Here is a 12,376-nt window from a genome sequence, read left to right on the forward strand (position 1 = left end):
TGGTCATGGAAAGAATCGCAATTACCGAACGCCCGGACTGGCGCGAAAAAGCCACCGAATATGGTTTTAATTTTCACACCATGTACGGAGAACCGTACTGGTGTGAAGAAGCGTACTACAAGCTGACGCTTGCTCAGGTTGAGAAGCTGGAAGAGGTTACCGCTGAGCTGCACCAGATGTGTCTGAAAGTGGTGGAAAAAGTGGTTGCCAGCGACGAGCTGATGGCCAAATTCCGCATTCCAAAACACACCTGGGGCTTTGTACGCCAGTCCTGGGCAACGCAGCAACCGTCGCTCTATTCGCGTCTCGATCTCGCCTGGGATGGCGTGGGCGAACCCAAATTGCTGGAGAATAATGCAGATACACCAACGTCTCTGTATGAAGCCGCTTTTTTCCAGTGGATCTGGCTGGAAGACCAGCTTAACGCCGGAAACTTGCCAACGGGCAGCGATCAATTCAACAGCCTGCAAGAGCAGCTCATTGCGCGTTTCGCCGAGCTTCGCGAGCAGCATGGTTTCCAGTTGCTGCACTTCACCTGCTGCCGGGATACCGTTGAAGATCGCGGTACCGTGCAGTATTTGCAGGATTGCGCGGCAGAAGCGGAGCTGGCGTCGGAGTTCCTCTATATCGAGGATATCGGCCTTGGCGAGAAAGGCCAGTTTACCGACCTTCAGGATCAGGTGATTGGCAACCTGTTCAAGCTTTATCCGTGGGAATACATGCTGCGCGAAATGTTCTCCACCAAGCTGGAAGATGCCGGTGTTCGCTGGCTGGAACCCGCCTGGAAGAGCATTATTTCCAATAAAGCGCTGTTGCCGCTGCTATGGGAGATGTTCCCCAATCATCCCAATCTGCTGCCTGCGTACTTTGCCGAAGACAATTATCCGCAAATGGAAAAGTACGTCGTGAAACCGATTTTCTCCCGTGAAGGCGCAAATGTGTCGATCGTTGAGAACGGAAAAACGGTCGAGGCGGTTGAAGGGCCGTACGGCGAAGAGGGCATGATTGTGCAGCAGTTCCACCCGCTGCCAAAATTCGGCGACAGTTATACGCTGATCGGCAGTTGGCTGATCAACGATCAACCCGCAGGAATCGGCATTCGTGAAGATCGCGCGCTGATCACCCAGGATCTGTCACGTTTCTATCCGCATATCTTTACCGAATAACGTAAAAGAGCATCTACATGGTGACAATAACAACCCGGCCAAACGCGCCGGGTTTGTTTTTACAGGCCCAGTCGACATCCCTAAAGTACGCCAAACAGTTTCGGCAGAAACAGCGAGATCGCCGGAATATAAGTCACCAGCATCAGCACGAAGAACAGGATCGCATAGAACGGCAGCATCGCTTTCACCACCTGCTCGATCTTCTGTTTACTCACCGCGCTGGCGACAAACAATACCGATCCCACCGGCGGCGTAATCAACCCAATGCCGAGGTTGACCAGCATAATCATGCCGAAGTGCACCGGATCGATCCCCAGCGCATTTGTCACCGGCAACAACACCGGCGTGAGGATCAGGATCAGCGGTGCCATATCCATCAGCGTGCCAATCAGTAACAGCATGATATTGATGCACATCAGAATAACGTACTTGTTATCTGAGATGCTGGTGAACGCTTCGGTGATGCGGGCAGGAAGCTGCATGTAGGTCATGATCGCGCCGAATGCAGCGGCAAAACCAATCAGGATCATCACAATGCTCACCGTTTTTACGGTGCGATACATCAGCTTCGGTAACTCCGACCATTTGTAATCGCGGTAAATAAACATAGTGACGAAGAAAGCCCACAGGCAGGCAATTGCCGCTGACTCCGTGGCGGTAAAGATCCCCGAGAGAATGCCACCCATGATGATCACTACCGTCATCAGCCCCCATAACGTATCAACAAAAATCTTTAACGCCTGGCGAAACGGTATGCGCTCTCCCTTCGGATAACCGCGTTTGTGGGCAAATGCCACGCACATCACCATCAGAGTAAAACTCAGCAGCAATCCCGGCAGGATCCCGGCGATAAACAGCGCAGCAATCGAGACTGTGCCGCCGGTTGCCAGCGAATAGATTACCGAGTTATGACTGGGAGGCGTCAGGATCGCCTGTACCGAGCCGCTGGCAGTTACGGCCGCAGCAAAATCGCGCGGATACCCTTTTTTGTCCATCTCCGGGATCATCACCGAGCCGATCGAGGCAGTATCTGCAACCGATGATCCGGAAATTGCGCCGAAGAATGTCGATGCAACGATATTCACCAGCGACAGGCCGCCGCGAATAAAACCGACAAATATATAAGCAAAATTCACCAGCCGACGCGCAATACCGCCCTCGGCCATAATCGCTCCGGCGAGAATAAAGAAAGGGATCGCCAGCAGTGAGAATTTATTGACGCCGTTGGTCAGTTGGATCATCACTGCTTCCAGCGGAATATCAATATACCATGCGCCCAGTACCGCGCTGATCCCCACGGCATAAGCGACCGGAACCCCCACCGCCAGCATAATGGCTAACGTAAAAACGAGAATAAATGCATCCATAAACGTTCCTTACTGGATGATCGGATTAACCCGACGAGCCCACCATCACCACCGATCGGTGATATTGCGCGCCACACAACATCTTTTCGAGAATAAACAGCAACGTGATTGCTGAGCCGATCGGCAGCGGCAAATAAGTTTCACCGGCGGTAAAAAACGGGAATTCAGCAACAGGCTGCTCCCATAATTCCGCACACAGCGCGCTGCTGTACCAGAAAATAAAGAGGCTAATCGCCATCAGCATCAGGTCGGCGACCACAAAACAGATCTTACGCGCGCGTTCGCTTAAGCGGTCAGTGACCATACTGACGGCGATATGTGAACCCGCGCGGTAACTTACCGCTGCGCCGACAAAGGTAAACGTCACCATGCAAATAATGGCGATCGGTTCCGGCCAGGATAAAGCGCTGTTCATTACGTAGCGCGCAAAGATCCCCAGCGGAATAATCGCCACCATAATCAGCAGCGCAATTCCGGCGATCCACATTGATATTCGGTAAAGGATATCCATCAACAACGAATAGCGTTCAGCCATAACGATTTTCCCGCAGCAGAAAATAAAGATATAACAGACAAAATAATTATCGGGGCAAGGCTTCCCCTGCCCGTAGCTGTTATTGCACGTCTTTAATGCGGGTCATCAGATCCTGATGGTCTTTGCCGTATTTATCGCGTACCGATTGTGTCGCCTCGTAAAAGGCGGTGGTATCCATATCATGGAATTGCACGCCGCCCGCTTTCATGGCTTCCAGCGACTTCTGATTGTAGGTTTTCCACAATTCACGCTGTTCGTCCTGGGCTTCTTTCGCCAGCTTGAGGATCAATTCCTGATCCTCTTTTTTCAACTTATCCCATTTAACTTTAGAAAATAAAAACAGCTCCGGAATAATAAAGTGCTTACTCCAGGTATAATTCTTCACAACGGGTAAATAGTTATGCGCAACAAAGGTTGGAGGGTTATTTTCTGTGCCATCAATCACGCCGGTTTGCATACCGCTAAATACTTCGCTAACGCCCATGGCGACCGAGTTGGCTCCCATGGCTTTCAGCGTATCAAGCGCAATCGGGCTGCCCTGCACGCGAATTTTCATCCCTTTCAGGTCTTCCGCTTTCGTGACTGGCGCTTTGGTAATCAAATTACGCGTACCGGCATCCATCCAGCCAAGGAAAACCAACCGCGATTTACTGCTTTCCGACAGGCGATTGCCAATCTCCTGGCCAATCATTCCGTCGAGCACTTTATGCATATGATCTTCATCGCGAAAAATATAGGGCAGCGTAAAGACATTGATCTCCGGTAATATTGCTGCCACTGGCGTCATCGACACGCGAATAATATCTATTGCACCGATTTGCGCCTGTTCAATAACCTGTTTCTCATCGCCTAACACACCGCCAGGAAAGGTTTTAATATCCAGTCGACCATCCGTAGCTGCACTGAGTTTTTCTCCCATATGTTTTACCGCAACAACATTGGGGTAATCTGCCGGGTGAACATCGGCTGCACGAAAAGTTTGGGCTAAAGAGGCGTGAGAGATAAACAGCAGAGCGGAACTAATACAGACTTTTAGTAAGGTTTTCGCTGAATTCATATTTCCGTGTCTCCAGAGGTTTACTGCTTTTTAGGTAAATAAGAGCGACCACGAACAGGGGTTCGAGGTACAACACCAGATAATTTTTATGGGATTGTCTGAGACATTAGACTCTTTGAGAGTAGTCACTCGGCGGGATTCTTGCGACGATAATGTTCACAAAAAAGAGTAAATTCAGCACAGCGTTTTATTTTTGCAGCACAGGTCTTTTTATTTTCAAAAAAACCGTATTTCAGATGTGATTTTTTGCGATCTTCCTCGAATTTTTCCACATCCAGGAGAATGAAAAGGGTGGCTGCCAGAGCCACCCTTTATTTTAACCAACCTGAACCGAAAGCATACTCAGCGAACCCATCTCAATACCGTCTATCGGGATAGTAATGGCCTCGGTGCCGTTCCATGCGCCCAGCACGTACAGCAGCGGCAGGTAGTGATCCGGGGTTGGGTTAGATAACGATCCGCCTTCATGATCGAGGTAATTTACCAGCGGATGCTGCTCAACCGGGCCCTGCCAGGTGAGGTTCGCTTTCACATAATCGTTGAACGATGTGGCCCACGGATACGGCGTATTTTCGCCATGCCAGCGCGCGGTACGCAGGTTATGCACCACGTTGCCGCTGGCCACCAGCATAATGCCCTCATCACGCAGCGCCGCCAGCTTGCGGCCCATCTCAAAATGCCATGCTGCGGGTTTCGTACTGTCGATACTGAGTTGCACCATCGGGATGTCGGCATTCGGGTACATTTTAATCAGCACGCCCCAGGAGCCGTGGTCAAAGCCCCAGGCTTCCTTATCAAGCACAACGGGCACAGGTGCCAGTAAATCAACCAGATGCTGAGCCAGTTCCGGCGAACCCGGTGCCGGATAATGAGTATCGTACAACGCTTGCGGGAAACCACCGAAATCATGGATAGTTTTCGGCGCTTCCATCGCGGTAACGCCAGTACCACGGGTAAACCAGTGGGCGGATACCACCACAATCGCTTTCGGGCGCGGCAGCGTCTCGCCTAACATTCCCCAGGCGCGGGTATAAACGTTATCTTCCAGAACATTCATTGGGCTACCGTGGCCCAGGAACAGTGCTGGCATACGAGGTGCAGACATGGTGATATCCTTACTGAGTGTGTCAATTTGATAACGACACATTACGCCTTTTCATGGTGCGAAGAACTCAGATAACCATGATGAAGATCTTCAGTAATTTTGAATGTAAGCATCAAGTAAAGATAAGGCTCCGGCCTCGCTTTTAAGGTAACAAACTCTTACATTAATGAGAATGATTATCACAAAGGAGTAATTCATGTCGGTACCGTTGATTCTGACCATTCTGGCTGGCGCAGCGACCTTTATCGGCGCGATTCTTGGCGTGTTAGGTCAGAAACCATCAAACCGCGTACTGGCGTTCTCGCTCGGCTTTGCTGCCGGAATCATGTTATTGATTTCGTTAATGGAGATGTTGCCCGCTGCACTGGCGACGGAAAATATGTCACCGATGCTCGGCTATGGCATGTTTGTCGTGGGCCTGCTGGGGTATTTCGCGCTGGATCGCATGTTACCCCATGCACACCCGCAGGATTTAATGCAGGGTACGCAGCGAACCTTTCCGCGCGGCCTGCGCCGTACCGCCATTTTGCTGACGATGGGTATCAGTCTCCATAACTTCCCGGAAGGCATCGCCACCTATGTCACCGCCAGTAACGACCTGGAATTAGGCCTCGGTATCGCCTTTGCGGTCGCGTTGCACAATATTCCTGAAGGACTTGCGGTTGCCGGGCCGGTTTACGCGGCAACCGGTTCAAAACGCAGCGCAGTATTCTGGGCGGGAATCTCAGGGATGGCGGAGATCCTCGGCGGCGTCCTAGCATGGTTGATCCTCGGCAGTCTGCTCTCGCCAGTGGTGATGGCGGCCATTATGGCAACCGTCGCCGGGATTATGGTGGCATTGTCGGTGGATGAACTGATGCCGCTGGCGAAAGAGATCGATCCCAACAACAATCCCAGCTATGGCGTGCTGTGCGGTATGTCGGTGATGGGCTTAAGCCTTGTGGCGTTGCAGGCGATGGGATTTAGCGGCTGAGGATCGGGACGCTCTTGCAGAGGGCAGGCGCGTCTTATTCGCCCTGCCCGACGCGGCGAGTTTTCTTCAGCTCTTCGAGCACCCGTTGATAAGCTTTATAGATCGCTTCGCGATCGTGGCGGCAGGCTTTGCAATGGCGTTTAAGTACGTGGACATAGCCGAAAACGACGATGATAATCGCCAGAAGCCAGTACCATGAGATAAACATATTGCCTCCCTTATTTCCGGCAAACATTGGTTAACAAACCAATGACAAAATAGCGTTAACTTAATGAATTATAATACTTTAAAACTGTTTTTTATGTCCGTAGAGCAGGTACCACTTTATAAGTAGCACCGCGAAATTTCAATGCGTGAATATTATAAATGCGACAAACATTGACGCAGGACAGGCAAAAAAAATCCGCAGCTTTCGGCCGCGGATTTTTTATCACTAACGCAAGTTAGCTGGCTTTACGCTCATGTTCCTGGCGGTAAGCCACCAGATCTTCAATGGTCACAACAGCCATATTGTGTTGCTTAGCAAATTCGATGCACTCCGGCGCACGCGCCATTGAGCCATCATCATTGGTTAATTCACACAGCACGCCCGCCGGTTTAAAACCCGCCAGCGTCACTAAATCGATCGTTGCTTCAGTATGACCGCCACGGGTCAATACGCCGCCAGGCTGCGCGCGCAGCGGGAAAACGTGGCCAGGACGGTTCAGATCGGAAGGTTTCGCGCCATCGGCAATCGCCGCGCGAACGGTGGTAAGACGGTCAGCCGCCGAAACACCGGTTGTTACGCCATGCGCCGCTTCGATAGTAACGGTAAAACCGGTGCCGTAGGCGCTGGTATTGTTCTCGACCATCATCGGCAGATCGAGCTGTTTCCGGCGTTCGTCGGTCAGGCACAGGCAAACAATGCCGCTGCCGTGGCGAATAGTCAGCGCCATTTGCTCAACGGTCATGGTTTCTGCGGCGAAAATCATATCGCCTTCATTTTCACGGTCCTCGTCGTCGAGCACCATCACACCACGGCCTTCGCGCAGCGCGGCGAGAGCATGTTCAATACGTTCGAAAGGCGTGCCAAAAGAAGAAAGCAGCGTCTGATTCATGGTAAAAGACCTCAATAAAGTTATGGTTACCAGAATCAGGGCAGTCTTAGGAGTGTCGCAATGCGGCAAAAAAATAACGCGAGCGGGCGTCATTGCCCGACAGATTCGTTACTCTCTCCCATCCGGACTTTAACCGTCGGCCCCGGAATTACACCGGATCTGCTGACCTTCAAACGTTAGCCTGAAGCGCTCGCGGGCTTTCAGCATCTGCTGATTTACCGCCGGTGGGGAATTTCGCCCCGCCCTGAGAATAAGCGGGATAACTATAACGCCATTGATAATCTTCGGCAATGCATAAGCTTCAAACAATTCTGGTTTATCACCTGGGTTTATCACACTACAATGACTTATTGAGCCTATCCGAGCAGGGAACCTAAAATGATTGACCCAAAGAAAATTGAACAGATTGCGCGTCAGGTTCACGAATCCATGCCCAAGGGGATCCGTGAGTTCGGGGAAGATGTGGAAAAGAAAATTCGTCAGACGTTACAGGCACAGTTAACTCGCCTGGATCTGGTGAGCCGCGAAGAGTTTGACGTGCAAACGCAGGTATTGCTGCGCACCCGCGAGAAACTGGCGCTGCTGGAGCAACGCCTGAGTGAACTCGAAAATCAGGGGAAAAGCGCAGAAGTCAAACCCGCTCCGGCCATTCCACCGGTAGACGATCAGGCGTAATAGCTTTTGCGCCGAATGGCGCGAGCGCTTTCCGGGCCTGCTCATTATGCAGGCCCGATAACAGGTTTAATCGCCCTGCTTCTGGATCTTTTTGATGATATTGGTGGTTGAACAACCATCTTCAAAGTTGAGCACCAGCACTTCCCCGCCGTTAGCCCAGACTTCTTTGCTGCCCGCAATATCTTCCGCTTTGTAGTCGCCACCTTTTACCAGCAGATCCGGCAAAATTCCGGCAATCAGACGCTGCGGCGTATCTTCTTCAAACGATACAACCCAGTCCACCGCTTCCAGCGCGCTCAGCACGATCATGCGCTGCTCCAGCGGGTTCACCGGGCGGGTTTCGCCTTTCAGCCGTTTGGTGGAAGCGTCGCTGTTAACCGCAACAATCAGGCGATCGCCGAGCTTGCGCGCATTCGCCAGATAAGAGACATGCCCGGCGTGCAAAATGTCGAAGACACCGTTCGTCATCACCACCTTTTCACCGCGCTTACGCGCCGCAGCGACTGCCGCTTTCAGCTCTTCTTCGCTCATCACGCCGAAGCCGGTTTCTGCACGGCCGCGCACGGCGTTTTCCAACTCGATAGGCGATACCGTTGAGGTACCGAGTTTACCGACCACTACGCCTGCGGCTGCGTTCGCAAAGTAGCAGGCTTCTTCCAGCGAATTACCCGCCGCCAGCGTTGCTGCCAGCACGCCAATCACCGTATCGCCGGCACCGGTCACGTCATACACTTCCTGTGCCTGGGTCGGCATGTGCAGCGGCGCTTTGCCCGGTTGCAGCAGCGTCATACCTTGCTCGGAGCGGGTCACCAGCAGCGCAGAAAGGTCGTAATCGGCAATCACTTTCATGCCGCGTTCAACGATCTCGTCTTCGTTTTTGCATTTCCCGGCCACCGCTTCAAACTCCGACAGGTTCGGGGTCAGCAGCGTAGCGCCGCGATAGCGCTCAAAATCAGTGCCTTTCGGATCGATCAGTACCGGCACGCCCGCTTTACGCGCCAGCGCAATCATCTGCTGAACGCTGGCCAGCGCGCCTTTGGCGTAATCAGAAAGCACCAGCGCGCCAATGCTGCCGAGCGCCTGGCTGATGCGCTCATGCATCGGCAGGGGATCGACGCCTTCAAACCCTTCTTCAAAGTCCAGGCGGATCAGTTGCTGGTTGCGCGACAGAACGCGCAGTTTGGTAATGGTGGGATGAGTGGGAACAGAAACGAAGTCGCATTTTACATTGACATCCGCCAGCGCCTTGCTCAGTGCGCGAGCCGCATCATCAATACCTGTCAGACCCACCAGACGCGCCGTTGCGCCCAGCGAAGCAATGTTCATCGCCACGTTCGCCGCGCCGCCCGGGCGTTCTTCAATCGTATCGACTTTCACCACCGGCACCGGGGCTTCCGGAGAGATGCGGCTGGTTGGCCCGTACCAGTAACGGTCCAGCATCACATCGCCAACCACCATTACACCCGCCTGGTTAAACTCTGGCAGCGTCACTTTCATTCCTGTCTCCTGAGAGATACAAAATTTGCGCGCGATAATATCATACTTACGCCGGAGCGCACGGTTCCACCAGCCACTTGTCCCAGCTGGTTTTGATCAGCTGGCGTTCGGCGACAAAACACGACAACGCCACATGCCCCGGCAACTCCTGTAATGCCAGGTGGTGCAACTCATCGCGCAGCGTGGTGTAAGCCTGCGTCAGCGCCAGCGCTTCCTGTTCATCCATGATGTTGTTCTGCGCCAGCCCTTCCAGAATGCGCACGTTATCAGACCAGCGCGTCAGCTTCGGTTTGTCATGCGCATAGCGCAGCACCAGATACTGAGCGATAAACTCAATGTCGGTGATACCGCCTTCATCGGCTTTCAGATCGAAGCGATCTTTATGCTTGTTACCAAGGTGAGCACGCATCTTCTCGCGCATCTCGCGCACCTCGGTTTGCAATGTTGCGCCATCGCGCGGGATCATCAGAATATCGCGGCGAATGGCATCAAACTCCACGGCCAGTTGCGGATCGCCGTACACCACGCGCGCGCGCGCCAGCGCCTGGTGTTCCCACGTCCAGGCTTCATTTTTCTGGTAATCCGCGAAGGATTCGGTGGTCGTCACTAACATTCCCGCCGCGCCGGACGGGCGCAGGCGCGCATCCACTTCATAGAGAATACCGGACGAAGTACGTGTGCTGAACAGGTGCATGATGCGCTGGGCAAGACGCAGATAGAACTGGCGGCCATCGATCTCCCGCTCGCCGTCGGTCATCACATCCATCGGGCAATCGTGCAAAAAGACCAGGTCGAGATCGGAGCTGTAACCCAACTCCCAGCCGCCCAGTTTGCCGTAACCAACGACGGCAAACCCACGCCCTTCCCGATCGCGCAGATGCATTGGCTGACCATAACGCGCCACCATTTGTCCCCATGCCTGCTGCACTACCGCATCGATAATCGCTTCCGCAAGCCACGTCAGATGATCGCTCACTTTCATTACCGGGAGCGTACCGGCAATATCCGCCGCGGCGACGCGCAGCAACTGCGCCTGCTTAAACTGCCGCAGCGCTTCCAGTTGTTGCTCTTCATCATCCTCCGGCACGCGGAGCAGATATTGCCGCAGTTCGTCGCGGTAGGCGTTCATCGCCGTCGGCTGATAAAGCGTAGTGGGATCGAGCAGCTCATCGAGCAGGATTGGGTAACGCGCCAGCTGGCTGGCCACCATCGGCGATGCCGCACAAAGGGAAATAAGATGCTTCAGCGCGCCGGGGAATTCGCTCAGCAGTTCAAGATAAGTGGTACGCGTAATGATGCCTGTCAGCAACGGCGTCAGGCGCGACAACGGCACTGGCGCGTCGTCTCGCGAGCAGACATCGCTCAGCAAATGCGGCATCAGATGATCCAGCACCTGGCGCCCGCGCGGGCCGATGGTGCGCTTATCCATCTCTTTACGGAAATCAGCAATCAGCGCCACTACGCGGCGGCGATCGTCATCGGAAAGATGTGCCAGCACCGGCGTGGTGTCATCTTCCTGCAGCGCAAGCGCATCCTGCCACAGTTCACGCCAGTTTTCGGAAAGCACATCTTCCGGCGAGTCGCTCTCGTCGTCGCCGATCAACTCATTGAAGACGCGGCGTACAGCGGCCATATGCGTTTCCAGCGTACTGCTGAGTTCATCCCAGCTTGCCACGCCCATTCCCCAGGCCAGCCGGGCGCGGTTGAGATCGTCGCCCGGCAAGGTCTGCGTCTGTTCGTCATTAATGCTTTGCAGCAGGTTTTCCAGACGCCGTAACCAAAGGTAGGCCGCCCGTAACCTGCCAGCTTCGCCTTCAGGTAACAGGTGCAGCTGATCGATGGCTTCCAGCGTTGGCAACAGTGAGCGGGATTGCAGCGCCGGTTCACGGCCGCCGCGAATCAACTGAAAAACCTGCACGATAAATTCGATTTCACGAATGCCGCCCGCGCCCAGCTTAATGTTGTCTTTCAGGCCACGGCGGCGGACTTCGCGGGCAATCATGCCTTTCATATTACGCAGCGACTGGATCACGCTGAAATCAATGTAGCGGCGGAAAACGAAGGGGCGCAGCATAGCGCGTAGCTCACGCGCGTGTTCACCGTCGTTATCGCCCATAATGCGCGCTTTCACCATCGCATAGCGCTCCCAGTCGCGCCCCTGCTCCTGGTAATAATCCTCCAGCGCGGCAAAGCTGAGCACCAGCGGGCCGCTATCGCCGAAGGGGCGTAATCGCATATCCACACGGTAGACAAAACCATCTTGCGTCGGCTGGTCGAGTACCTTGATCAGCCGTTGCCCCAGGCGGGTGAAGAACTGAGCGTTATCCAGCTCGCGCCGGCCGCCACGGGTTACCCCGTTTTCCGGCCAGGCGAAGATCAGATCGATATCGGAAGAGAAATTGAGTTCGCCGCCGCCAAGTTTGCCCATGCCTAAAATCAGCATCGGCTGCGCAACGCCCTGCGGGTTACAGGGCGTTCCCCATTCGCGGCAACAGGCGTCGTACAGCCAGTCGCGCGCGGCGACGATCAGCGTTTCCGCCAGCACGCTCAGTTGCTGCAAGACATCTTCTTCTGCCACCAGCCGCAGCGCCTGCACCCAGGCAATACGCACCATTATCCGACGGCGGAACTGGCGCAGAACGCGCATCAGTGCCGCTTCATCTGTGACATCCCGCAGTGCCGCACTGAGCCATTGCGCGTAGTGCTGCCACTCAGTTGCCTGCGGCGGCGCGCTTTCCAGCTCGGGCAGCCATTCAGGATGTGTGATGATACTGTCCTGAACAAAATCACTAAAAGTGAGTACTGACTGCGCCTGCGCACTGAGTGGCTGCGCGGTTAGCGCCTCCGGCAGACGGGAAAGCACAGTGTGCCAGTGCTGCGATAACGGCGAGGCATGCGGCATCC

General features: G+C 54.1%; 11 protein-coding genes and 1 riboswitch. Of the genes, 3 read left to right on the plus strand and 8 right to left on the minus strand.

Annotated features, from left to right (window positions below; all coding sequences use genetic code 11):
* Positions 1–5: 5 nt before the first annotated feature.
* On the plus strand, positions 6–1,166 hold the full coding sequence (locus tag CWM66_RS17690; RefSeq protein WP_007370084.1) for a glutathionylspermidine synthase family protein: 1,161 nt from the start codon (positions 6–8) through the stop codon (positions 1,164–1,166).
* Positions 1,167–1,246: 80 nt separating this feature from the next.
* Here the strand turns inward: CWM66_RS17690 and CWM66_RS17695 are convergent, their stop codons facing one another.
* The 4 genes from CWM66_RS17695 to ygiD form a co-directional block, all read right to left on the minus strand.
* Positions 1,247–2,533 (minus strand): TRAP transporter large permease, encoded by a 1,287-nt coding sequence (locus CWM66_RS17695; protein WP_007370083.1) that lies wholly within the window; start codon positions 2,531–2,533, stop codon positions 1,247–1,249.
* Positions 2,534–2,558: 25 nt separating this feature from the next.
* Positions 2,559–3,068, minus strand: a complete 510-nt coding sequence (locus CWM66_RS17700; protein ID WP_072439346.1) for a TRAP transporter small permease — start codon at positions 3,066–3,068, stop codon at positions 2,559–2,561.
* Positions 3,069–3,147: 79 nt separating this feature from the next.
* On the minus strand, positions 3,148–4,125 hold the full coding sequence (locus CWM66_RS17705) for a TRAP transporter substrate-binding protein (protein WP_007370081.1): 978 nt from the start codon (positions 4,123–4,125) through the stop codon (positions 3,148–3,150).
* A 316-nt stretch (positions 4,126–4,441) separates the two neighbouring features.
* Positions 4,442–5,230: a 4,5-DOPA dioxygenase extradiol gene (gene ygiD / locus CWM66_RS17715; RefSeq protein ID WP_071921537.1), complete on the minus strand. Its 789-nt coding sequence runs from the start codon at positions 5,228–5,230 to the stop codon at positions 4,442–4,444.
* Positions 5,231–5,426: 196 nt separating this feature from the next.
* Here ygiD and zupT point away from each other — a divergent pair, with 196 nt between their 5' ends.
* Complete coding sequence (zupT, locus tag CWM66_RS17720) at positions 5,427–6,203, plus strand: zinc transporter ZupT (protein WP_035887835.1); 777 nt, start codon at positions 5,427–5,429, stop codon at positions 6,201–6,203.
* 34 nt (positions 6,204–6,237) lie between these two features.
* On the opposite strand, the gene CWM66_RS28925 is transcribed toward zupT, so the two are convergent.
* Complete coding sequence (locus CWM66_RS28925; RefSeq protein ID WP_035887839.1) at positions 6,238–6,411, minus strand: hypothetical protein; 174 nt, start codon at positions 6,409–6,411, stop codon at positions 6,238–6,240.
* A gap of 235 nt (positions 6,412–6,646) precedes the next feature.
* Positions 6,647–7,300, minus strand: a complete 654-nt coding sequence (gene ribB / locus CWM66_RS17730; RefSeq protein ID WP_035887841.1) for a 3,4-dihydroxy-2-butanone-4-phosphate synthase — start codon at positions 7,298–7,300, stop codon at positions 6,647–6,649.
* A 106-nt stretch (positions 7,301–7,406) separates the two neighbouring features.
* A riboswitch (FMN riboswitch) is annotated at positions 7,407–7,556 on the minus strand.
* Positions 7,557–7,678: 122 nt separating this feature from the next.
* Between ribB and ubiK the strand changes: the two genes are divergently transcribed.
* Positions 7,679–7,975 (plus strand): ubiquinone biosynthesis accessory factor UbiK, encoded by a 297-nt coding sequence (gene ubiK, locus CWM66_RS17735; RefSeq protein ID WP_007370074.1) that lies wholly within the window; start codon positions 7,679–7,681, stop codon positions 7,973–7,975.
* Positions 7,976–8,041: 66 nt separating this feature from the next.
* On the opposite strand, the gene hldE is transcribed toward ubiK, so the two are convergent.
* Both hldE and glnE read right to left on the minus strand, forming a co-directional pair.
* Positions 8,042–9,472: a bifunctional D-glycero-beta-D-manno-heptose-7-phosphate kinase/D-glycero-beta-D-manno-heptose 1-phosphate adenylyltransferase HldE gene (gene hldE, locus CWM66_RS17740; RefSeq protein ID WP_007370073.1), complete on the minus strand. Its 1,431-nt coding sequence runs from the start codon at positions 9,470–9,472 to the stop codon at positions 8,042–8,044.
* Positions 9,473–9,518: 46 nt separating this feature from the next.
* A complete protein-coding gene (gene glnE / locus CWM66_RS17745) occupies positions 9,519–12,374 on the minus strand; it encodes a bifunctional [glutamate--ammonia ligase]-adenylyl-L-tyrosine phosphorylase/[glutamate--ammonia-ligase] adenylyltransferase (protein ID WP_107147016.1) in 2,856 nt (951 codons plus the stop codon).
* Positions 12,375–12,376 lie beyond the last annotated feature (2 nt).

The organism is Kosakonia sp. H7A (assembly GCF_003028445.1).
Classification (GTDB): Bacteria; Pseudomonadota; Gammaproteobacteria; order Enterobacterales; family Enterobacteriaceae; genus Kosakonia; species Kosakonia radicincitans.

Excerpts from the sequence above, each read along its gene's own strand:
- CWM66_RS17690 (WP_007370084.1), top strand. The coding sequence starts at position 6 with ATGGAAAGAATCGCAATTACCGAACGCCCGGACTGGCGCGAAAAAGCC.
- CWM66_RS17695 (WP_007370083.1), bottom strand. The coding sequence starts at position 2,533 with ATGGATGCATTTATTCTCGTTTTTACGTTAGCCATTATGCTGGCGGTG.
- CWM66_RS17700 (WP_072439346.1), bottom strand. The coding sequence starts at position 3,068 with ATGGCTGAACGCTATTCGTTGTTGATGGATATCCTTTACCGAATATCA.
- CWM66_RS17705 (WP_007370081.1), bottom strand. The coding sequence starts at position 4,125 with ATGAATTCAGCGAAAACCTTACTAAAAGTCTGTATTAGTTCCGCTCTG.
- ygiD (WP_071921537.1), bottom strand. The coding sequence starts at position 5,230 with ATGTCTGCACCTCGTATGCCAGCACTGTTCCTGGGCCACGGTAGCCCA.
- zupT (WP_035887835.1), top strand. The coding sequence starts at position 5,427 with ATGTCGGTACCGTTGATTCTGACCATTCTGGCTGGCGCAGCGACCTTT.
- CWM66_RS28925 (WP_035887839.1), bottom strand. The coding sequence starts at position 6,411 with ATGTTTATCTCATGGTACTGGCTTCTGGCGATTATCATCGTCGTTTTC.
- ribB (WP_035887841.1), bottom strand. The coding sequence starts at position 7,300 with ATGAATCAGACGCTGCTTTCTTCTTTTGGCACGCCTTTCGAACGTATT.
- ubiK (WP_007370074.1), top strand. The coding sequence starts at position 7,679 with ATGATTGACCCAAAGAAAATTGAACAGATTGCGCGTCAGGTTCACGAA.
- hldE (WP_007370073.1), bottom strand. The coding sequence starts at position 9,472 with ATGAAAGTGACGCTGCCAGAGTTTAACCAGGCGGGTGTAATGGTGGTT.
- glnE (WP_107147016.1), bottom strand. The coding sequence starts at position 12,374 with ATGCCGCATGCCTCGCCGTTATCGCAGCACTGGCACACTGTGCTTTCC.